A 22,213-nucleotide genomic window follows, 5' to 3' on the forward strand; every position below is an offset into this window, starting at 1 on the left:
TAGCGTGAGGGGATGCAGGTCTGCCTCGCCTCGACGTCACCCGCTCGCCTGATGCTGCTGCGGCAGGCGGGCATCGAGCCCCTGACGCTCGCGCCGGATGTCGACGAGGACGCGGTCATCGAGGGGATCGAGGCCGAGACCGGCCGGACGCTCTCGCCCACCGAGCACGTGCTCGTGCTCGCCCGCCGCAAGGCCGCGGATGTCGCGGCTCGGGTAGGCGCCGAGCACCCGGGGTTCGCCGGCATCGTGATCGGCGGCGACTCGATGTTCGAGCTCGACGGCGCCATCCACGGCAAGCCGCGCACCGCCGAGGCGGCCACCGCCCGGTGGCAGGCCATGCGCGGTCGCACCGGGGTGCTGCACTCGGGACACAGTGTCTTCCGGGTGGAGCCGGGCGTCGACGCGGTCGAGGCGAACGACGTCGCCGAGGCATCCGTCACGTTCGCCGCCGACATCACCGACGACGAGATCGACGCGTATGTGGCGTCGGAGGAACCGCTGCAGGTCGCCGGCGCGTTCACGATCGACAGCCTCGGAGGGCCGTTCATCGACTCGGTGCACGGCGATCCGTCCACGGTGGTCGGCATGTCGCTGTCGACGGTGCGCCGGCTGGCTCGCGAGCTGGGCGTCTCGTGGCCGAGCCTCTGGAATCGCCGCTCCTAGGCGGGTGTGGGGCGTCGACGGTCGGCGAGCCCATCGTTGTCGACCGGCGAGCCGGTCGTAGACACCCGCACACGTTTCGGCGATGATCTTGTGCCGACCGGTCAAAAGCGGTGCTCCGGCCGTCGGTAGGCTGACGTCCATGCCTGACATCGCCAAGGTCCTGATCGCGAACCGCGGCGAGATCGCCGTGCGCATCATTCGCGCCGCACGGGACTCGGGCATCGCCTCGGTTGCCGTCTACGCCGACCAGGACCGGGACGCGCTGCACACCCGCCTCGCGGACGAGTCGTACGCCCTCGGGGGCTCCACGAGCGCGGAGACCTACCTGCAGATCGACAAGATCCTCTCCGTCGCCCGCCGCTCCGGCGCCGATGCGGTGCACCCCGGCTACGGCTTCCTCGCCGAGAACGCCGCCTTCGCCCGGGCCATCATCGAGGCCGGGCTGACCTGGATCGGACCGTCGCCCGAGGCGATCGAGGCCCTCGGGGACAAGGTGACCGCACGCCACGTCGCTGAGAAGGTGGGCGCGCCCCTGGCGCCTGGCACACCGGGACCCGTCGCCGGTGCGGACGAGGTCGTGGCCTTCGCCGAGGAGTATGGGCTGCCCATCGCGATCAAGGCGGCGTACGGCGGCGGCGGCCGCGGGCTCAAGGTCGCGCGCGAATTCGACGAGATCACCGAGATGTTCGAGTCGGCGACCCGTGAGGCGATCAGCGCCTTCGGCCGCGGAGAATGCTTCGTGGAGAAGTACCTCGACAAGCCCCGCCACGTCGAGACGCAGTGCCTGGCGGATTCCGCGGGCAACGTCGTGGTCATCTCCACCCGGGACTGCTCGCTGCAGCGCCGGCACCAGAAACTCGTCGAGGAGGCACCGGCGCCCTTCCTGACCGAGGAGCAGAACCGGCTCCTCTACGACTCGTCGAAGGCCATCCTCCGCGAGGTCGGATACATCGGAGCCGGCACCTGCGAGTTCCTGATCGGCGCTGATGGGACGGTCTCCTTCCTCGAGGTCAACACGCGCCTGCAGGTCGAGCACCCGGTCTCGGAGGAGATCACGGGCATCGACCTCGTGCGTGAGCAGTTCCGGCTCGCCGCCGGCGGCCTCCTCGACTACGACGACCCGCAGCCGGTCGGCCACTCCATCGAATTCCGCATCAACGGCGAGGACCCCGGCCGCGGATTCCTGCCGCAGCCCGGCCCCATCCACGTGTTCAAGACGTTCGGCGGCCCCGGCATCCGTCTCGATTCGGGCGTCACCGCGGGTGACACCGTGAGCGGCGCGTTCGACTCGCTGCTCGCGAAGATCATCGTCACCGGTCGCGACCGCGCAGAGGCGCTGGAGCGCAGCCGGCGCGCCCTCGACGAGTTCGAGGTCGCCGGACTGCCGACCGTGCTGCCGTTCCACCGCAAGGTGGTGCGCGACCCGGCGTTCACGGCCACGGACGGGCGCTTCGGCGTCTACACACGGTGGATCGAGACCGAGTTCGACAACGACATCCCGCCGTGGGACGGCGAGCTCAGCGACCCGAAGCCCGCGGAGGCGCGGCACACGGTGGTCGTCGAGGTGTCGGGCAAGCGGCTCGAGGTGAGCCTTCCCGATCGCATCGTGGCGGCGCCGACGACCATCGGACGACCGGCGGCCGTTCCGCCTTCGCGTCGCAGCCACACCACCACCGTGACCGCCGGAGCCTCCGGCGACGCCGTGAAGTCCCCGATGCAGGCGACGGTCGTCAAGGTCGCGGTGCAGGAGGGTCAGCAGGTCGTCAAGGGCGACCTCGTCATCGTGCTCGAGGCGATGAAGATGGAGCAGCCCCTGCAGGCGCACAAGGACGGCGTGATCGGAACGATCAGCGCCGAAGCCGGCACGACGGTCTCGGCCGGCCATCAGCTGCTGACGATCTCCTAGGCGCGGTCGGCTTCCCAGGCCAGGGCGGCCTCCGAGCCTCCGGGATTCGGCGTCGCGCGGCCACGGTGCGCGCTCTGGAACCACCGCTCACGCTGCAGTTCTCGCCGCGCGCTGCGGGAATCGGCGCCGCACGTGCAGGAATGTACAGCGCGGGCTTGAGGCAACGTCCCGGCCATGGTTTCCGCAGCATCTTGCCGCGCGCTGGACTCATTCTCGCGCTCCGATTCGCGCCGCAGTTCTCGCCGCGCGCCGCGCGAATAGGCGCAACGAGTGCAGGATTGTGCAGCGCGGGAAGGGGCGACGCCGAAACGGCGCCCCGGTGGCGTCCCGAAAACCTATGGCGCGGGCGCGGGCTCGCCCTTATTGACGATGTGCATGGCGCGCGCGGCATCCGTGATGCTGCCCGTGAGCGATGGGTAGACGGCGAAGACGCGGGAGAGCTGGTCCACGGTGAGGCGGCGCTCGGCCGCGATCGCGATCGCGTAAATCAGCTCCGACGCCCGGGGAGCCACTATGGTGCCGCCGATGACCGTGCCGCTGCCCTGGTGGGCGATGATCTTCACGAACCCGTCCTTGATGCCCATCATCTTCGCGCGCGGGTTGGCGGCCAGCGGTAGCTTGTGCACCACGCCGTTGATCTGCCCCTCCTCGATGTCCTGCTGCGAGTAGCCGACCGTCGCGATCTCGGGGGCGGTGAAGATGTTCGCCGTGACGCGGAGCTCCTCGAGCGGGATCACGACGTCGCCCATCGCGTGGAACACCGCCGTGCGCCCCTGCATCGAGGCGACGGAGGCGAGGGGAATGAACGTCGTGCAGTCACCGGCCGCGTAGATGTTCGGCACCGAGGTGCGCGCGACGCGATTGACCTGGATGTTGCCGGACTCCGTCATCTGGATGCCGGCCTGCTCGAGGCCGATGCCGGCCGTGTTCGGGATCGCGCCGACCGCCATGAGGCAGTGGCTCCCCTCGACGACGCGCCCGTCCGTGAGCGTGACGCGGACGCCGTCGCCCGTGTTCTCGACCTTTTCTGCGCGGGACTTCGAAAGGACGTGCATCCCGCCGCGCTTGAAGACCTCCTCGATGACCTTGGCGGCATCCACGTCCTCACCCGGGAGCACCTGCTCACGGCTGGAGATGAGCGTCACCTCGGCGCCGAGGTTCATGTAAGCCGAGGCGAACTCCGCGCCGGTGACGCCCGAGCCGACGACGATGAGGTGCTCGGGGAGGGCCTGCATGTCGTAGAGCTGCGTCCAGGTGAGGATGCGGACGCCGTCGGGCTTCGCGGAAGGCAGCTGGCGGGGCGAGGCGCCGACGGAGATGACGAGGGTGTCGGCCTCCACCCGGTCGAAGTCGGTGCCCCCCGGGCCCGTGGAGACGACGATGGCATTCTCGCCGTCGATGCGGCCGTGGCCGGAGATGATGCGGACCCCCGCGTCGATCAGGGCCGCCCGCATGTCGTCGGACTGCTGCCGGGCCAGCGCGAGCAGTCGCTTGTTGACCCCCGTGAGGTTGATGGCGACCTGCGGCTTGAGCGGCTTGCCGTCCTGGCCCTTCGCGTAGAACTGCACACCGAGATCGGATGCCTCGCTGATGGCCACCGCGGCATCGGCGGTGGCGATCAGGGTCTTGGAGGGCACGACATCCGTGATCACCGCGGACCCGCCGATTCCCGCTCTCTCGACCACGGTCACGTCGGCGCCGAGCTGCGCGGCGGCGAGCGCTGCTTCGTATCCCCCGGGTCCGCCGCCGAGGATCGCGATGCTCTGGGTGCGCTCAAAGGAGATCGACATGCCTCCATTCTTGCCCAGCGGGCTCTTCAGGGGCGACCGGCCCGATCGGAGGTCGCCGGCCGGCCGGACTCCGCGCCGTCTGGCCCCCGGGCGCGGGTGTTCCTAGAGTGGGGGGCATGTCACTCACCGGCAATCCCCTCGATGACCCCGCCGCCGACCCGTTCGAGATCGCGCGCCGGGCCGCCGACGACATCGCCCGCCTCACGGGTGTCGGGCAGCACCACATCGCGCTCACCCTCGGCAGCGGCTGGGGCAAGGCCGCGGAGATCATCGGGGAGACGGTCGCCACGATCCCGGCATCCGAGGTCACCGGCTTCTCTGCGCCCGCGCTGGAGGGCCATGTGGGCACGCTGCGGAGCGTGCGCACCGCCCGCGGCAAGCACGTGCTCGTGATCGGCGCGCGCACGCACTACTACGAAGGCCACGGCGTTCGGCGCGTGGTGCACAGCGTGCGGACCGCGGCGGCCACCGGAGCGCGGACGATGGTGCTGACCAACGGCGCCGGCGGCATCAAGGCGCACTGGAGGCCCGGCCAGCCCGTGCTGATCAGCGATCACATCAACCTCACCGGCGACTCGCCCCTCGAGGGCGCGACCTTCATCGACCTGACCGACCTGTATTCGATGCGGCTGCGTGATCTCGCGCGGAGGGTGGATCCGTCGCTCGACGAAGGCGTGTACTGCCAGTTCCGCGGGCCTCAGTACGAGACGCCTGCCGAGGTGCGCATGGCGAAGACGATCGGCGGGCACATCGTCGGCATGTCCACCGCCCTCGAGGCGATCGCCGCCCGTCAGGCGCGCATGGAAATCCTCGGCTTCTCGCTCATCACGAACATGGCGGCCGGCATCCAGACCACGCCCCTCAGCCATGCCGAGGTGATCGAAGCGGGGAAGACGGCCGAGCCGGTCATCTCGCAGCTCCTCGCCCGCGTTCTCGAGGCGCTGTGAACGCGGCTGTCGCGGACCTCGCCGCCGCGTGGCTGGCGCAGGACCCGGATGAGGAGACGCGCGCGGAGCTCTCGGCCCTGATCGCGCGAGCCGAGGACGGCGACGAGGATGCCGAAGCCGAACTGGCCGATCGGTTCCACGGCCGGCTCGCATTCGGCACCGCCGGACTGCGAGGCGAGCTGGGCGCCGGCAGCAATCGCATGAATCGCGTGCTCGTCGCACAGGCGGCCGGGGGTTTCGCGGCGTATCTGCTCGAGCGGGCGAACACGCCCGTGACGGATGCCGGCGAAGCGCCGACGGTCGTGATCGGCTACGACGGCCGCAAGAACTCCCGCGTGTTCGCGGTCGACTCGGCGGAGATCTTCGCGGGGGCGGGGCTGCGCGCGATCCTCCTCCCCCGCCTGTTGCCCACCCCGGTGCTCGCGTTCGCGGTGCGCCATCTCGGAGCCGACGCGGGTGTGATGGTGACCGCCAGTCACAATCCGCCGAACGACAACGGCTACAAGGTGTATCTCGGCGGCGCCGAGGACGGCGCGCAGATCGTCTCGCCGGCGGATGCCGCGATCGCGGCGCACATCGAGCGCGTGGCAGCCGCGGGCCCCGTCTCGCGGCTCCCGCGCTCGTCCGGCTTCGAGACGGCGCTGGAGTCGGTGATCGAGGCCTACGTCGAGGCGACGGCAGAGGTGGCGCCGGCTCCGGAGGCGGCCGAGGAACTCCGGTGGGTGTACACCCCGATGCACGGGGTCGGCTGGGAGACGCTGTCGCGCATCGTCGACCGGGCCGGATACCCGGTGCCCACGCTCGTCGACGAGCAGGTGGAGCCGGACGGCGCCTTCCCCACCGTGGCCTTCCCCAATCCCGAGGAGCCCGGGGCTATGGATCTGGCACTGGAGGCCGCGCGCAGGGCGGGTGCCGAGCTGGTGATCGCCAACGACCCGGATGCCGACCGCCTGGCGGTCGCCGTTCCGGCCGACGTCGTCGGCGGTTGGAGGAGCCTCAGCGGCAACGAGGTCGGGCTGCTGCTCGGCTGGCGAGCGGCGCGCCGGGCGCGCGATGCCAGCGCCGGCCCAGAGGCATCCCTCGCCTGCTCGCTCGTCTCATCGCCGGGACTCCGAACCATCGCGGAGAGCTACGGGCTCGCATTCCACGAGACGCTGACCGGCTTCAAGTGGATCTCGCGCGCCCCCGGCATGGTCTTCGGTTTCGAGGAGGCGCTGGGATACCTCGTGAACCCGGAGACGGTGCGCGACAAGGACGGCATCTCGGCCGCCGTGGCCATCCTGGGGCTCGCGGCGGACGCCCGCGGGCGGGGAAGCTCCCTCGCTGGACTCCTGGAGGAATTCGGCGATGCCTTCGGGCACTTCGCGAGCGGCCAGGTCTCGATCCGGGTCGAGGACGTCTCGATCATCGGCCGGATCATGGCCGCCTTGCGCCAGGATCCGCCCACGCACGTCGGCGAGCCGGCGGTGACCGGCATCGACGATCTGCTGCTCGGGGTGGACGGATTCCCTCCTGGGGACGTGCTGCGCCTCTGGCTGGCAGACGGGTCGCGCGTCATCGTGCGCCCGAGCGGCACCGAGCCCAAGCTCAAGGTCTACCTCGACGCCCGGGGCGAGACGCGTGAGGAGGCGAGCGGACGCATCGCCGCCCTGGAGGCCGCGGCGCGCGCGCTGCTGGACTCGCTCTCTTAGCCCGGCGGGCCGGCGAGGAGCGCGCTTCCCCGGTGTCGCCGGTCCGTGCTTGACTTCCCGGAGTCGCGCTCGCGACCGCGCACGCGAAGGGACGGACCATGACCGACGACGGCGCCGCTGCCGGGCCGGGTGTCGCGCAGGCGGATGAGGCCGACCGCCCGCACTGGCGGCGGCACATCGTGCTCTTCCTCGGCGGGCAGACGGTGACGCTGTTCGGGTCGATGCTGGTGCAGTACGCCGTGATGTGGCACATCGTCCTGGAGACCGGCTCCGGCGGCATGATGGCGCTTGTCGCCGTCTTCGGCTTCCTGCCGCAGGCGATCGTCTCGGTGTTCGCCGGCGTCTGGGCCGACCGGCACAATCGCAAGTACCTGATCATGGGAGCCGACGGCGCCATCGCCGTGTCCACCCTGGTGCTCGCCGTAGTGCTCATGGCGGGCTACTACGAGCTGTGGCTGATCTTCCTGACGCTGGCCATCCGCTCGGTCGGCGCCGGCATCCAGACCCCCGCGGTGTCGGCGTTCATCCCCCAGATCGTCCCGACCGACAAGCTGATGCGCGTCAACGGCGTCAACGGGGCCATCCAGTCGGGCATGATGCTGCTGGCGCCGGCCGCGGCGGGCGCCCTGTACGTGGCCGCGTCGCTCGTCGCGATCTTCTGGGTCGATGTCATCACGGCGGCGATCGGCATCGCCATCCTCGCGACCATCTCGGTGCCGCCCCTGGTCCGGACGTTCTCGGGCGAGCGCCCGTCGTACATGGCGGACCTCCGCGAGGGGGTGCGCTACGTGGCAGGACACGCGTTCGTTCGGTGGTTCCTCGTGCTCTTCGCCATCGTCTTCGTGCTGACGGTCGCGCCGAGCTACCTGACGCCGCTGATGATCGAGCGATCCTTCAGCACGGGCGTCGCAGACACGGATGCCTGGCTGCTCACGCTGCTCGAGATCTCCTTCAGCATCGGAATGGTCGTCGGCGGCCTCGTGATCGCCGTCTGGGGCGGGATGAAGAACCGCATCACGATGATCATCGTGTCGTCGCTGGCGTTCGGCGCCATCTCGATCGGGCTCGGACTCTCACCGAACGTCTGGGTCTTCTACGGGTTCATGCTGATCTGCGGGCTCGCGGTGCCTTTCTTCTCCACCCCATCGATGACGATCCTCCAGGAGACCGTGGAACCCGACCGGCAGGGCCGGGTCTTCGGCTTCGTGGGCATCGTGATGGCCGTCGCGATGCCGGTCGGGATGCTGGTCTTCGGTCCCCTCGCCGACATCGTGCCGGTGGAGTGGGTGCTGATCGCCGCCGGCATCCTCACGTTCATCGTCGTGGCGCTCGCCGTGTGGCTGCCGTCCGGCCGGCGGGCCGTCGCCGCCGCACACGCCGCCTCGGCGCGGAGCGACTCGACCGGCGCGGAGGCTTCGGCGGCGGCGTTCGCGGCGGGTGACACCACCGAGGCGGAGGAGCAGCCCTCGGCCGCCGAGGCCGATGAGGAGAGGACCCGCCGCGGCTAGGCTCGGTGCGTGCAGTTCATCGATCCGGCCACGCTCGAGGGGACGCACGTCCGCCTCGAGTCACTGTCGCAGGCCCACGCCCACGGACTCCGCGTCGCGGCCGCCGAGCCGGGCATGGAAGACCTCTGGTACACGTGGATTCCGCGGCCGGAGGGCATCCCGGCCGAGATCGAGAGCCGGCTCGCCCGACTCGCCGAGGGCACGATGAATCCGTGGGCCATCCGGCGACTCTCGGATGACCGGGTCGTCGGCATGACGACGTTCTGCAGCATCGACCAGCCCAACCGGCACGTCGAGATCGGCTACACCTGGATCGCCCCCTCGGCCCAGCGCAGCGCGGTCAACAGCGAGGCGAAGCTCCTCCTCCTCACGCACGCGTTCGAATCGTGCGACGCGATCGCCGTGGAGTTTCGCACCCACTGGCTGAACCACCGGTCGCGCGCGGCGATCGAGCGGCTCGGCGCGAAGCAGGACGGCGTGCTGCGCAACCACCGGATCATGCCCGACGGGTCGCTGCGCGACACGGTGGTCTTCTCGATCATCGAGTCGGAGTGGCCGGCCGTCCGCACCGGGCTGCGGGCGCGTCTCGCCGCCGAGCGGAGCTAGGGCGTTCATCGCCCCTCGAGGTCCGCCGACTCGCTCATCGTCCTCTTCTCATCCTTCCATCGGGTTTGGGGCGCATTCCCTTCATCGGGGCGCATCAATCGCGCCCCGGCGGAGCGATCGCGCCCCGAACCAACCCGGCGGCGCGTCGGATAGCGGACCCCGCGATCCCGCGTCAACGGAGCGGGCATCGCTTCCTGCACAGCGGACCCCGCGATCCCACCCTGCACGGGGATGCCCCGGTGTGCCCGCGCGCCGGGACCGAGGCGGCACAGTTCAGCAATGAGCGCCGTCCGCCTACACCGCTACGACGAACAGCTCGCGATGGGGCACTCACCCCGTGCAGTCGCGAGCGCCGTCGCCGCGCAGCGCCTCGTGCGGGTGCGACCCGGGATCTACGCCGATGGAGAGACGTGGGCGGCCGCAACACCGGAGACGCGACTCGTCGCCCGCGCCCGGGCGCTTGCCCTTGTGTCGAAAGTCCCGCCCGTCTTCTCTCACGAGACCGCCGCGGCGGCACACCGCCTGCCTCTGTTCCATCCGCGCACGGACGCTGTGCACGTCATCGTCAGCGCGGAGCGACCGGGAGCGGCAGCCGGAGCCGTGCGCCATAGGGGCGAGCTTCGGAACGAGGATGTCGTGGAGATCGACGGTCTGCGGTGCACATCGCTCGACCGCACGGTGGCCGACATGGCGCGCACGGGGACGTTCGAGCAGGCGGTGGCTGTCACGGATGCCGCTCTCAGAGCGCTGTGCGTCCCAAGGCCGGGCGAGTATCTCCTCGACCGAGCGAATGAGTTCCGGAAGACCGCACGCGACATCGCCCGCAGGTCCGCGCACGGACGAACGCAAGCCGAACGCGTCCTCGCCTTCGCGGACGGCAGAGCCCAATTGCCCGGCGAAAGCATCAGCCGGATTCGCCTCCACGAGCTCGGCTTTCGTCGTGTCCGCCTTCAGGTTTGGGTGTCCGGACCCGGCGGCACGAACTACTACGCGGATTTCGGACTCGACGATGTCGGGGCCCTCGCCGAGTTCGACGGCGCCCTGAAGTACACCGACGGACAGCTACGCGACGGCAGGACGACGGCAGAGGTCTTCGACCGCGAGAAGCAGCGCGAGGATTGGATCCGCGGCAAGAGCCAGCTCCGCTTCGTGCGCTGGGGATGGCCGCACATCCGCACCGCACAGACTCTGGCCGATCGGCTCGTCGCCTTCGGCATCCGACCGCCCTCGTGAGCCGACCGGCGCTCTGATCCTTCTGTTTGGGGCGCATCAGCGACATCGGGGCGCACCGCGCGCGCCCCACCGGAGGGATCGCGCCCCAAACCCGGCTCGCCAGAGGAAGGGCCGGGCGGGGCAGCGCAGGGCCACCTGTGGGGAGAATTCGGCCCGCCGCGGGGAAGGGTCCCGCCCCTCAGCCGTCGATGACGGCGACGAGTTCGTCGAGGAAGCCGGCGAAATCGACACCGCGGCGGACGATCCGCTGCACGCTGTCGCGCTCCGAGAAGACCTCGACCAGCTGCTCGAACACCGTCTGGAACGCGGCGCGATCGCTCTCGCTGAAGGCGACCAGCGCAACGACCTGCACGCGCGCCTCTCCCCACGGGATCGACTGCTCGCCGATTCCGATCGCGATCGAGGTGCGCGTCGCCGTCATCCCCAGCGCGTGCGGCACGGCGAGCGCATCGGTGAACGCCGTGGACGACATCCGCTCGCGCTCGATCGTCCGCTCGACGTAGCCGTCGTCGATCACGCCCTGCGCGACCAGCAGGCCGCCGAGGTGCCGGATGACGGCCTCCTCGCCCGCTGTGCCGTCGAGGCCGCGCACGAACGCCGAAGCGTCGAGATAGCGCTCGAGCTCCGCCCGCAGGCGCGCGAGGCGCCGCCCGCGGCGCACACGCCCCGCGGCGGCCGTGACCCGCTCGACGTCGGCGTCGGTGAGGAACGGCTGGATGCGGACGATCCTCTCCGACGGCGTCGGAGGATCGATCGTGGTGAGCACCAGGTCGGTGTCGATCGAGTTCCAGTCGGGGTCGACGCGGGTCTCCACGCCGATGACCTCCACGGCCTGGCCGAGCGAGCGGTCCACGCTGGATCGCAGCAGCTCGTGCAGCTCGTAGTAGCCGGGGCAGACGATCGTCGCCGAGAGCAGCGAGTCGGCGCGGCGGCTGCGCTCCAGGCGCCCGCCGACGTGCATGGCGATGTATGCGATCTCATCGTCGAGGATCGGCACGCCGAGCCGCTCCTGCAGTCCGCTGGCGATGTAGACGGCGACCTCGAATATCATCGGATACGTCGACTTGATCGACTTGGTCAGCGGGTTGCGCGACCACGCCTGCTCCCTTGCGCGGTGCGTCAGGTTCTGCACGTGGAGCGCGAGACGCAGGATGAAGTCCTCGTGCTCGATGTCGACGAGGAACTCCGCCGCCGCCCCCGTGACGACCTCGCGCACCGCCTGCTCCACCGCGGGCTCGAGGCGCGCCTTGGCCATCCCTGCCGGTGCGGATGCTCCCGGTGCGACCACGCGCGTCAGCACGAGCGTCGCGAGATGCTGGCGGTCCCCCTCGCCCAGGGTGACGCCGAAGTAGCGCTCGGTGAGCGCGCCCAGGATGTCGGCGATTGCCGCCTGCGCGGGCTGTGGGTCGACGTGCACCGCCTCGAGCGCCCGGTTGCGCGAGACCCGGTCGGCGGCGATCGCGATGTGCATCACGACATCCGAGATGCCGTACTCGTTGACGAAGTAGCCGAGCGCGCCGAGGTCGGCGACGAGCGCGGTCTTGAACGGCCCGAACGCGTCGGGGTCGATCGCGCCGGATCCGAGCGTGCGCCGGAGCGCCTCGAGGTCGAAGGCGCCCTCGTCCATCTCGTCGTGCGCCAAGCGGCTGAGCAGGCGCCGCTGCGCGACCTCCGTCCCCCGAAGCCGGCCACGCGCCGCCGAGCGCTCGAGGGTCAGACCGGTGCCGCCGAGCAGAGCCCGCACCCGCGCGAGGTCCGCCTCCAGGGTCGCCGCGCTCACGTGGAGCCCGTCGGCGGTCTGGAAGACGTCGATGCCGTCGTCCGCGTCGAGGAGGGCGCGGACGACGAAGTGCAGCCGGTCCCGCGGGGTCGACGAGTCCTGACCGCCGGCGGCGCGAAGAGCGGCGACGGCCGGCCGATGCGCCCGATACCCCTGCGGACCCGACTCGATCGCGTCGCCGGTCGGCGTGCGGGAGTTCAGCGCCGTCACATACGAGCGGATGCTGCGGGGCGTCACTCCGAGGGCGTCTGCGAGCGTGGCGGCGGTGGCCCAGTCGTTGTCACGGACCAGCAGCGACAGGAGGCGGTCCTGTCGCTCTCTCGTCACCGTCCGTCCTCTCGCTTCGCTGCGTACGGGTTGGGTGCTAGTCAACCACGCGGCGGGAGGGCACCAGCCCGGTCGCGGCGCCACCGTGGGGCCGCCTTTCCGCCCCGGAGGAAAGCGTCGTGGTTGTCCCCTCTCAGCCTTTTCACAAGAATGGCCGAAGTGGGAAGGCGATCGATGAGGATCCTCGTGGTGTGCGGTGCCGGTGCGTCCAGTACTTTCGTGGCGCAGCGCGTGCGTCACGCCGCCCAGGCCGAGGGACTGCCCTACCTCGCCTTCGCCGGCACCGAGCAGTCCCTGCCGATCGACCTCGACTCGGCCGACATGGTGCTGGTGGGGCCGCACATGGCGCATGCCATGGACCGCATCCAACACGACGCCGACTGGCGTGGCGCCAAGATCGTGCTCCTGCCGGACGATATCTTCACAGACCTCGACGGCACCCGCACGCTCGCCCTGGTGCGTGCGGCCGTCGCACAAGACCCAGACGGCGAAGCCGTCGTAGAAGACCCAGACGGCGAAGCCGCCGTAGAAGACCCAGACGACGCCGCCGCCGCGGCGTCCCGCTGATCAGGAAGGAACACCATGACCGCCGTCACCCGCACCGTGCGCATCGGCTCTTCGCATGGCCTGCACGCCCGCCCAGCCAAGATGTTCGCCCAGGCTGCCAAGGACTCCGGGCTGACGGTGACGGTGGCCAAGGACTCCGGCAAGCCGGTGAACGCGGCCAGCATCCTCGGCGTCATCTCGCTCGGCGTCGAGCAGGGCGACTACGTCACGCTGAGCACCGAGGGCGACGGGGCCGAGGCGACGCTCGACACCCTGTCGGAGTTGCTCACCACCGACCACGACGCCGAGTGAGACGACCCGCGCATGGCTGAATTGAGAGGTGTCGGCATCGGCCTGGGCGTCGCCCAGGGTCCCGTCGCACGGATGGCGGAGCCGCTGCCCGCTCCCAGCGACGCACCCAGCGAGCGCACGCTCGAGGAGGAGACCACGCGGGTGCGGGAGGCCGTCGGGGTGGTCGCCCGCGAGCTGGAGCAGCGGGGCGCGCTGGCCGGCGGTGCGGCCCAGGACGTGCTCGAAGCGCAGGCGATGATGGCCGAGGATCCGTCGCTCGAAACCGAGATCGACGCCCGCCTCGCGCAGGGCAGGACGGCCGAGTGGGCCGTGTACGACGCATTCGCGTCGTTCCGAGACACGCTCACTGCGATGGGGGGCTATCTCGGTGAGCGGGCTGCGGACCTCGACGATGTCGCCCAGCGCGTCATCGCGAGGCTTCGCGGAGTACCGGCCCCCGGTGTGCCCGACCCGGGGCATCCGTTCGTGCTGGTGGCGAAGGACCTCGCGCCGGCCGACACGGCGCTGCTCGATCTCGACAAGGTGCTCGCGCTCATCACGACCGAGGGCGGTCCCACCTCGCACACCGCGATCCTCGCTCGCGAGAAGTCCATCGTCGCCGTCGTCGGCGCCGTGGGGGCGAAGGGCCTGCTCGAGGGCCAGACGGTGATCGTGGATGCCGCCAGCGGCGTCGTGACGACGGAGCCGACCGCCGAGGAGCTCGACCGGGCGCAGAACCGCGCGGCGGCCAGGGCATCCGCGGCGTCCGCCCCCATCACCGATGGAGCGCTCGCGGACGGCACGAAGGTCCCGCTGCTCGCGAACCTCGGAAACCCCGACGGGGCCGTGGATGCCGTGGCCCTCGGCGCCGAAGGCGTCGGGCTGTTCCGCACCGAGTTCCTCTTCCTCAGCTCCAGCCAGGCGCCGACGATCGAGCAGCAGCGCGTCTCATACGAGAAGCTGCTCGCGGCCTTCCCGGGCAAGAAGGTCGTCGTGCGGGTGCTGGATGCCGGAGCCGACAAGCCGCTCCCGTTCCTGAACGACGCTCACGAGGAGAACCCGGCCCTCGGACTCCGCGGAATCCGCGCGCTGCGCGCCAGTGAGGACATCCTCCGAGAGCAGCTGACCGCGCTGGCAGAAGCGGATGCCGCCACCAGGGCGAACGGGGGCGGGGCCGACCTGTGGGTGATGGCTCCGATGGTGGCCACGGTCGAGGAGACCGAGTACTTCGTCACCCTCGCCCGCGACTACGGCGTGAAGACCGCCGGCGTGATGGTCGAGGTGCCCTCCAGCGCCCTGCTGGCGGACCGCGTGCTCAAGTACGCCGATTTCGCCTCCATCGGCACCAACGACCTGACGCAGTACACGCTCGCCGCCGACCGCCTGCTGGGCTCGGTGGCCTCGTTCCAGGACCCGTGGCACCCCGCGGTGCTCCGCCTCATTCGCGAGGTGGGCGCCGCAGGACAGAGCCTCGGCAAGCCCGTCGGCATCTGCGGGGAGGCGGCGGCCGATCCGCTGCTCGCCGTCGTGCTCGTCGGGCTCGGTGCCACGACTCTGTCGATGGCTCCCACCGCGCTCGCCGACGTGCGGGCCACCCTCCTCCAACACTCCCTCGAGGATGCTCGCCGCATCGCCGAGGCCGCCCTCGCCGCGGATGACGCGGCGAGGGCAAGAACCGCGGCGCAAGAGGCCGCGACCCGATAGGCCGCCGACGCGGCCGCAGAAAACTCACACCAAGGGAGACACAGCAAATGACAACGGCGTCGACGCCCGTAAAGGGCACCAGCCGGGCACGGGTCGGAGTCCAGCGCTTCGGTACGTACCTCTCCGGCATGATCATGCCGAACATCCCCGCGCTCATCGCGTGGGGCATCTTCACCGCGTTCTTCATCCAGGTGGGGTGGACCCCCAACGCGGACCTCGCGACCATCGTCGGTCCGTTCATCCACTACCTGCTGCCGATCATCATCGCCTACACCGGTGGCAACATCGTCTACGGCGTGCGAGGCGGCGTCGTAGCCTCGATCGGCGTCATGGGTGCGATCGCAGGATCGGACTTCCTCATCGCGCAGATCAACGCGACCCTGCCCGAGGACAACCAACTCGGACAGGTGCACATGTTCATCGGCGCGATGATCATGGCGCCGCTCGCGGCGTACACCATGAAGTGGCTCGACAGCCTCTGGGAGGGCAAGATCAAGGCGGGCTTCGAGATGCTCGTCAACATGTTCTCCGCCGGCATCTGGGGCTTCGTCATGGCCGTCGTCGGGTTCTACCCCGTCGCCTGGCTCGTCAACGGCCTCATGCGGGTTCTCAGTAATGCGGTGGACTGGCTCGTGGAGATGAATCTGCTGCCTCTGACGAGCATCATCATCGAGCCGGCCAAGGTGCTGTTCCTCAACAACGCCATCAACCACGGCGTGCTGACGCCCCTGGGCATCCAGCAGGCGGCGGACGACGGCTCCTCGATCCTCTTCCTTCTCGAGGCGAACCCCGGTCCGGGTGTGGGTCTGCTGCTGGCGTTCACCTTCTTCGGCATCGGGGCCGCGCGCGCCTCGGCTCCGGGCGCCGCCGTGATCCAGTTCTTCGGCGGCATCCACGAGGTGTACTTCCCGTACGCGCTCATGAAGCCGATGGTCATCCTTGCTCTCATCGCGGGCGGCGCGACCGGCGTCACCACGAACATGCTGCTCGGCGGCGCGCTTCGCGCTCCGGCGGCCCCAGGCAGCATCTTCGCGGTGCTCGCCCAGACGGCCACGGGGGCGTATTTCGCCGTCATCCTGTCGGTGATCCTCGCTGCCGCGGTCACTTTCGTCCTGACGGCGCTCATCCTCCGAGCCTCGCGGACGCGCGACCTCGAGGCGATGGCTGCCACCGATGACGCGTTCGGCGCGGCCATCACCCAGACCGAGGCCGCCAAGGGCAAGTCGTCCGACGCTCTCGGCGGTCTTCGCGGAGGAGCGGCGAGCGCGGCGGGCGGCGGCATCGAGCCCGCGGTGATGACCGAGCGCCAGATCAAGAACATCGTCTTCGCGTGCGACGCCGGCATGGGGTCATCCGCGATGGGCGCGAGCGTGCTGCGCAACAAGATCAAGAAGGCGGGCATCGAAGACGTCACGGTCGTGAACAAGGCGATCGCGGCGCTCGACAAGTCCGCCGATCTCGTGATCACGCAGAACCAGCTGACCGACCGCGCTCGCCAGCAGACGCCGAACTCCGTGCACGTCTCGGTCGACAACTTCATGAACTCGCCGAAGTACGAGGAGGTCGTAGACCTCGTGCGCGCCCAGCACAAGGATGGTGCGTAGGCGATAAGACCGCTGCGGGGCCGGGCGGCGCGATGCCCCCGGCCCCGTGGCCCTTTCCATCCGCCGGCAATGAGCGCGGCGAAGCGGCGCTGAGCGCCGCATCCATCGAGAGAAAGGCAACACCATGGCACGCGACGTCCTCGCAGTCGGACAGGTCCGCATCCACTCCGGCAGCGCCACGCGGGAAGAGGCGATGAGAGAGGCGGCCGACATCCTCGAGGCGGCGGGTGCGGTCACGAGCGGATACTTCGACGCGATGCAGCAGCGGGAGGAGACCGTCTCGACCTACATGGGCAACGAGCTCGCCATCCCGCACGGCACGAACGAGACGAAGAACACGATCCTCGGCTCGGCCCTGTCGGTCGTCCGCTACGACGGCGGCGTGGACTGGGGCGGCGAGCCGGTCACGTTCGTGGTGGGCATCGCGGGCAAGGGCGACGAGCACCTCGAGATCCTCTCCCAGATCGCGCTCCTCTTCTCCGACGACGACGACGTCGCGCGTCTCAAGAACGCGGGCACCCCCGAGGAGCTGTACGGCATCCTGAGCGCGGTCAACGAGTCATGAAGGCCGTCCACTTCGGCGCGGGAAACATCGGCCGGGGGTTCGTCGGACTGCTGCTGCACGAGGGCGGCTACGAGCTGGTCTTCTCGGATGTCGCCGCCAACCTGGTCGACGCGATCAATGCGCACTCGTCCTACACCGTGCACGAGGTGGGCGATGGGGGCGTCGACAAGGTCGTCACGGGGTTTCGCGCTCTCAACAGCGCGACGCATGCGCAGGACGTCATCGAAGAGATCGCGACCGCGAACGTCGTGACGACCGCCGTCGGTCCGACGATCCTCAGGTTCGTCGCCCCGCTCGTGCTGGCCGGCCTCGCCATGCGGGATCCGTCGGCCTCCCCGCTGCAGATCATGGCGTGCGAGAACGCCATCGATGCGACCGACCTGCTGCAGGACGAGATCCGGACGCAGGCCGGTGACTCGTGGGACGGCCTCGCTTCGCGAGCGGTGTTCGCCAACACGGCGGTCGACCGGATCGTTCCTGCTCAGGACCCCGGCGAGGGCATCGACGTCACGGTCGAGCCGTTCTACGAGTGGGCCATCGAGCGACCGCCGTTCGGCGACGACCCGCCCCGCATCCCGGGGGCGCACTTCGTCGGCGAGCTGGCTCCCTACATCGAGCGCAAGCTCTTCACCGTCAACACCGGACATGCCGCGACGGCGTACTTCGGAGCGCAGGCGGGGGTCGAGAAGATCTCCGACGCCCTCGCCGACGAGTCGATCGCCGTCCGCGTCGCGGCAGCCCTGGAGGAGACATCCGCCCTTCTCGCCGCGAAGCACGGGCTGGATCCGGCCGACCTCGCCGAGTATCGGGCGACGATCCTTCAGCGGTTCCGCAACCCCGCGCTGCCCGACACGGTGTGGCGGGTCGGTCGGCAGCCGCTGCGCAAGCTGTCGCGGCACGAGCGCTTCGTCGGCCCGGCGGCGGAGGCGTCGGAGCGCGGCCTCGGCGTGGACGCCCTGCTCGGCGCCATGGGGGCGGCGCTGGCGTTCGACGACTCAGAGGACCCGCAGGCGGTCGACCTGCAGCGCATGCTTCGCGAATCGGATGCCGCGGCCTTCACGGCCGAGGTGACCGGCCTCGAGCCGTCGCACCCGCTGTTCCCGCGCGTAAAGGCTCTCGTGGAGCAGCGGCAGTCTGAGCTCGCGTAGCCTGACTCAGTGACCGCCGACTCCTCGCCCCGTCCCTACGACGCACCCATGGATCCGGCATCCGCGCCGCCGGCGACCGCCGCACAGCCGGCGCCGCGCAAGCGCCGCGCCCGCAGGGTTCTCGCGGGGGTGCTCGGTGCGCTCGGCGCCTTGATCCTGCTGCTCGTGGTCGGATTCCTGGTCTACGCCTATGTCGGCGTGATGGGCGCGGAACCCGACGCGCTCGGAGAGGTGCAGGAGAACCCGGACGTGACGCTGACGGATGCGGGCCCCGCGTGGGTGCTGGCGCCGGCATCCGGAGAATCGGAGACCGGGCTGGTCTTCATCCCCGGCGCCAAGGTGGACGCCGTCGCCTATGCGTCGACGCTGGTCGGTGCGGTCGAAGAGGGCGCCACCGTCGTGATCACGAAGCCGACGCTCAACCTCGCCTTCTTCGACTTCCGCCCGCTGTCCACGTTCACCGAGCTCGCTCCAGAGGTCGACGAGTGGTTCGTCGGCGGGCACTCCCTCGGCGGCGTCCGAGCGTGCCAGCTCGCGGAGGGCACCGCGGGACTGGTGCTCTTCGCCAGCTACTGCGCGAACGACCTCTCCGACTCGGGGCTGGCCGCGCTCAGCATCTCGGCGACCGAGGACGGCCTGTCCACGACCGAGAAGGTGGATGCCGCCGCCGGCCTGCTGCCCGCCGACGTGATCTTCGTCGTGATCGAGGGCGGCAACCACGCGGGGTTCGGCGCCTACGGGCCGCAGCCCGGCGACGGCGAGGCGACGATCTCGGCCGAGGAGATGCGCGCGCAGATCACGGACGCGCTGGCGCCCTTCCTGCTGCAGCAGTGAAGGCGATCAGCCGTTGAGCCCCCTCTGCGCGGTGGCCTGGCTGACACCCGCCATGGCGGCGACGTCTGCCGCATTATGCGCGGGGCGCATCCGAATGCTGTCAGGCGTCGAAGCCGTCGACGATCAGGTCGATCAGCTCCTCGCGCTCCTCGACGGGGAGGAACGCACCCGCCGCGGCGTTGAGCTGGAAGGTCTCGATGTCATCGAGGTCGTACTCGAACGTGTCGACGAGAAGCCCCAGCTCCCTGGTCAGCGACGTGCGGCTCATCGTCCGGTTGTCGACGTTGACCGTCACGGCGAATCCGAGCTGGTAGAGCAGGTCGAAGGGGTGATCGCTGAGCTCCGTGCCCCACGCCGCGATCGCCCCGGTCTGCAGATTGGATGACGGCGACAGCTCGAGCGGGATCTCCCGGTCGCGCACCCACCGGGCGAGGTCGCCGAACTGCACCATGACCTCTTCTCCCGAGCGCGAGACCACCTCGAGGTCCTCGGCGATGCGCACGCCGTGCCCGAGGCGCAGCGCCCGTCCGTCGAGAAGGGCCGAACGGATCGAGTCGAGCCCCGCGGCCTCCCCCGCGTGCACGGTGACGGGGAAGAACTCGGACGCCAGATAATCGAATGCCTCGCGGTGCCGTGACGGCGGGAAGCCGTCCTCCGGCCCGGCGATATCGAAGCCGGCCGCACCACGGCCGCGGTACGCCACGGCGAGCCTCGCGATCTCGAGGGAGCGATCGGTGTGCCGCATCGCGGTGATGAGCTGGCCGACGCGGATGCCGCGACCGCCGCGCTCCGCGCCGTCCTCCGCCTCCTCGATCCCCGCCTGAACCGCTTCCACCGCTTCCTCCAGCGAGAGGCCGCCCGCGAGGTGCTGCTCGGGCGCCCAGCGCACCTCGCCGTAGATGACGCCGTCCTCGACGAGGTCCTGCACGAACTCCCGGGCGACGCGGGTCAGGCCCTCGCGGGTCTGCATGACCGCGGTCGTCAGGTCGAACGTCTTCAGGTACTCGACCAGCGACCCGGAATCGCTCTTCAGCGAGAACCAGTCGGCGAGGGCCGCGGGGTCGGTCTCCGGCACGTCGAGGCCGATGGCGTCGGCCAGCTCGATGATCGTCGCGGGCCGGACCGCACCGTCGAGGTGGTCGTGCAGCGAGATCTTGGGCAGTGAGCGGAGAGAGGTCCCCTGGACGCGCGGGTCCCCGGCCTGGTCGATCGACATGGTGTCTCCTTTGTTGGGGAAGCTTCGTGGAAGGGAAGTGCTCGGCGACGTGCGCGGGTCGATCAGACCGAGATGCGCTCGCGCACCAGCGGACCGCGGGCGAGCGTCGTCGTCTCCGCGTCGCCGATGCCCCATGCGCCGTCGAGGGCGCCGAGTGCCCGGCCGAACCGCGACGGGTCGTCGGCGAGCAGCGTGAACAGCGGCTGACCGGCGCTCACCGCATCGCCTGGCTTCACGTGCAGGTCTATGCCCGCGGCGTGGATGACGGGGTCCTGCGCGCGGGCGCGCCCGGCGCCGAGGCGCCAGGCCGCGATTCCGAAGGGCAGCGCCTCCATGCGATCGACCACTCCGTCGCGGTCGGCCACGACCGTCTGGGTCTCGCGGGGTGCGGGAAGCGCGGCATCCGGATCCCCGCCCTGGGCGCCGATGAGGGCCCGCCAGGAGTCCATCGCCCGCCCATCGGCCAGCGCGGCTTCGACGTCGGCATCGGGCTGACCGGCCAGGGCGAGCATCTCCCGCGCGAGGGCCACGGTCAGCTCGACCACATCCGCGGGTCCGCCGCCGGAGAGCACCTCGACCGACTCGCGCACCTCGTTGGCGTTGCCGATCGCAAGCCCGAGGGGCGTGTTCATATCGGTGAGCAGCGCCGTCGTCGCGACACCCGAGTCCGTGCCCAGCTCGACCATCGTGCGGGCGAGTTCGCGCGCCTTGTCGATGTCGCGCATGAACGCGCCGGAGCCGAACTTCACATCCAGCACCAGGGCGTCCGTTCCCTCCGCGATCTTCTTCGACATGATGCTCGAGGCGATGAGCGGGATCGCCTCCACGGTGCCGGTGACATCCCGCAGCGCGTAGAGCTTCTTGTCGGCAGGCGCGAGGCCCGAGCCCGCGGCGCAGATGACGGCTCCGACATCGCGAAGCTGGTCGAACAGCTCCTCATTCGAAAGCGCCGCCCGCCAGCCCGGGATGGACTCGAGTTTGTCGAGCGTTCCGCCCGTGTGGCCGAGGCCCCGGCCGGACAGCTGCGGCACGGCGACACCGAACGCGGCGACCAGCGGCGCGAGCGGGAGCGTGATCTTGTCGCCGACGCCCCCGGTGGAGTGCTTGTCGACCGTCTTCTTGCCGAGCCCTTCGAAGCTCATCCGCTCGCCGGAATCGATCATCGCGTCGGTGAGCACGCGGATCTCGTCGCGGGTCATCCCGTTGAGCAGCACGGCCATCGCGAAGGAGGACATCTGCGCGTCGGACACGTATCCACGGGTGTACGCGTCGATCATCCAGCGCAGCGCGTCTTCCGGCACCGGCGAAGCGTCGCGCTTCGCGCGGATCACATCGACCGCGTCGAACGGCTCCACCGTGCTGATCGACGCCGTGTCGAGGGATCCCGTGCTCACCGCGACGCCTCTTCGAGGTCGCGGGGTCCGAAGGCATCCGGGAGCACTTCGTCGATGGTCCGGATGCCGGACACCGTCTCGAGCAGCATGCCCGGGATCGCGTGCTCGAAGAGCAGCTGCCGGCACCGGCCGCACGGCATCAGGGTGGCCCCGCCGCCGTCGACGCACACGAATGCCACGAGCTGACCGCCACCGGACATGAAGAGGTCGCCGACGAGGGCACACTCCGCGCAGAGGGTGACCCCGTACGACGCGTTCTCGATGTTGCACCCCGAGACGATCCGCCCGTCGCTGACGAGGGCGGCCGCCCCGACCCTGAAGCGGGAATATGGCGCGTAGGCCTTCTCCATCGCCTCGGTCGCGACGGCACGCAGCTCGTCCCAGTCGATGTCGGTCACGGACGGCCTTCTTTCGGGTTGGTATCAAAAGAGTCGGTGATGCCACCACGCGATGAATTCAC

Annotated in this window: 18 protein-coding genes and 1 pseudogene; 14 read left to right on the forward strand and 5 right to left on the reverse strand. The window is 70.2% G+C overall.

All coding sequences use genetic code 11. The features are described 5' to 3' along the window. Nucleotides 1-12: 12 nt before the first annotated feature. Complete coding sequence (locus tag ACPW96_RS06820) at nt 13-663, forward strand: Maf family protein (RefSeq protein WP_425882442.1); 651 nt, start codon at nt 13-15, stop codon at nt 661-663. Between the two features lie 148 nt (nt 664-811). Next, complete coding sequence (locus ACPW96_RS06825; RefSeq protein ID WP_425882599.1) at nt 812-2,569, forward strand: acetyl/propionyl/methylcrotonyl-CoA carboxylase subunit alpha; 1,758 nt, start codon at nt 812-814, stop codon at nt 2,567-2,569. A gap of 335 nt (nt 2,570-2,904) precedes the next feature. Here the strand turns inward: ACPW96_RS06825 and ACPW96_RS06830 are convergent, their stop codons facing one another. After that, entirely contained in the window at nt 2,905-4,359 is a 1,455-nt protein-coding gene (locus tag ACPW96_RS06830) for an NAD(P)H-quinone dehydrogenase (protein ID WP_425882443.1), read from the reverse strand. A 116-nt stretch (nt 4,360-4,475) separates the two neighbouring features. Between ACPW96_RS06830 and ACPW96_RS06835 the strand changes: the two genes are divergently transcribed. From ACPW96_RS06835 to ACPW96_RS06855, 5 genes are all read left to right on the forward strand, one after another. Then, nucleotides 4,476-5,306 (forward strand): purine-nucleoside phosphorylase, encoded by an 831-nt coding sequence (locus ACPW96_RS06835; RefSeq protein WP_425882444.1) that lies wholly within the window; start codon nt 4,476-4,478, stop codon nt 5,304-5,306. Beyond that, nucleotides 5,303-6,997 (forward strand): phospho-sugar mutase, encoded by a 1,695-nt coding sequence (locus tag ACPW96_RS06840; protein ID WP_425882445.1) that lies wholly within the window; start codon nt 5,303-5,305, stop codon nt 6,995-6,997. Before ACPW96_RS06835 ends, ACPW96_RS06840 begins: the two co-directional genes overlap by 4 nt. A 98-nt stretch (nt 6,998-7,095) precedes the next feature. Beyond that, the gene (locus tag ACPW96_RS06845; RefSeq protein ID WP_425882446.1) at nt 7,096-8,505 is read left to right on the forward strand and encodes an MFS transporter; all 1,410 of its coding nucleotides are present in this window, start codon (nt 7,096-7,098) and stop codon (nt 8,503-8,505) included. 9 nt (nt 8,506-8,514) lie between these two features. Next, nucleotides 8,515-9,111 (forward strand): GNAT family N-acetyltransferase, encoded by a 597-nt coding sequence (locus ACPW96_RS06850; protein WP_425882447.1) that lies wholly within the window; start codon nt 8,515-8,517, stop codon nt 9,109-9,111. A 279-nt stretch (nt 9,112-9,390) separates the two neighbouring features. Beyond that, on the forward strand, nt 9,391-10,344 hold the full coding sequence (locus ACPW96_RS06855; protein ID WP_425882448.1) for a hypothetical protein: 954 nt from the start codon (nt 9,391-9,393) through the stop codon (nt 10,342-10,344). Between the two features lie 178 nt (nt 10,345-10,522). Here ACPW96_RS06855 and ACPW96_RS06860 read toward each other — a convergent pair whose 3' ends face one another. Beyond that, the gene (locus ACPW96_RS06860; RefSeq protein ID WP_425882449.1) at nt 10,523-12,451 is read right to left on the reverse strand and encodes a BglG family transcription antiterminator; all 1,929 of its coding nucleotides are present in this window, start codon (nt 12,449-12,451) and stop codon (nt 10,523-10,525) included. 174 nt (nt 12,452-12,625) lie between these two features. On the opposite strand from ACPW96_RS06860, the gene ACPW96_RS06865 reads away from it, so the two are divergent. From ACPW96_RS06865 to ACPW96_RS06895, 7 genes are all read left to right on the forward strand, one after another. Further along, nucleotides 12,626-13,018, forward strand: coding sequence for a PTS sugar transporter subunit IIB (locus ACPW96_RS06865; RefSeq protein ID WP_425882450.1), 393 nt, complete (start codon nt 12,626-12,628; stop codon nt 13,016-13,018). 15 nt (nt 13,019-13,033) lie between these two features. Further along, complete coding sequence (locus tag ACPW96_RS06870) at nt 13,034-13,309, forward strand: HPr family phosphocarrier protein (RefSeq protein WP_425817048.1); 276 nt, start codon at nt 13,034-13,036, stop codon at nt 13,307-13,309. A 12-nt stretch (nt 13,310-13,321) separates the two neighbouring features. Beyond that, entirely contained in the window at nt 13,322-14,992 is a 1,671-nt protein-coding gene (gene ptsP, locus ACPW96_RS06875; RefSeq protein WP_425882451.1) for a phosphoenolpyruvate--protein phosphotransferase, read from the forward strand. Between the two features lie 47 nt (nt 14,993-15,039). Further along, nucleotides 15,040-16,596 (forward strand): PTS mannitol transporter subunit IICB, encoded by a 1,557-nt coding sequence (locus ACPW96_RS06880; protein WP_425817044.1) that lies wholly within the window; start codon nt 15,040-15,042, stop codon nt 16,594-16,596. Nucleotides 16,597-16,720: 124 nt separating this feature from the next. After that, nucleotides 16,721-17,161, forward strand: a complete 441-nt coding sequence (locus ACPW96_RS06885) for a PTS sugar transporter subunit IIA (protein ID WP_425817042.1) — start codon at nt 16,721-16,723, stop codon at nt 17,159-17,161. Continuing rightward, complete coding sequence (locus ACPW96_RS06890) at nt 17,158-18,309, forward strand: mannitol-1-phosphate 5-dehydrogenase (RefSeq protein WP_425882453.1); 1,152 nt, start codon at nt 17,158-17,160, stop codon at nt 18,307-18,309. The genes ACPW96_RS06885 and ACPW96_RS06890 overlap by 4 nt, the downstream gene beginning before the upstream one ends. Nucleotides 18,310-18,318: 9 nt before the next feature. Continuing rightward, nucleotides 18,319-19,143: an alpha/beta hydrolase gene (locus tag ACPW96_RS06895; RefSeq protein ID WP_425882454.1), complete on the forward strand. Its 825-nt coding sequence runs from the start codon at nt 18,319-18,321 to the stop codon at nt 19,141-19,143. A gap of 100 nt (nt 19,144-19,243) precedes the next feature. On the opposite strand, the gene ACPW96_RS06900 is transcribed toward ACPW96_RS06895, so the two are convergent. From ACPW96_RS06900 to ACPW96_RS06910, 3 genes and pseudogenes are all read right to left on the reverse strand, one after another. Continuing rightward, a complete protein-coding gene (locus ACPW96_RS06900; RefSeq protein WP_425817038.1) occupies nt 19,244-20,359 on the reverse strand; it encodes an adenosine deaminase in 1,116 nt (371 codons plus the stop codon). 62 nt (nt 20,360-20,421) lie between these two features. After that, a complete protein-coding gene (locus tag ACPW96_RS06905) occupies nt 20,422-21,714 on the reverse strand; it encodes a thymidine phosphorylase (protein ID WP_425882600.1) in 1,293 nt (430 codons plus the stop codon). Between the two features lie 50 nt (nt 21,715-21,764). Beyond that, nucleotides 21,765-22,151, reverse strand: a pseudogene (locus ACPW96_RS06910) (cytidine deaminase); the annotation flags it as partial. Nucleotides 22,152-22,213: the final 62 nt, after the last annotated feature.

The organism is Micromonospora sp. DT81.3 (genome assembly GCF_049847225.1).
GTDB lineage: Bacteria > Actinomycetota > Actinomycetes > Actinomycetales > Microbacteriaceae > Microbacterium.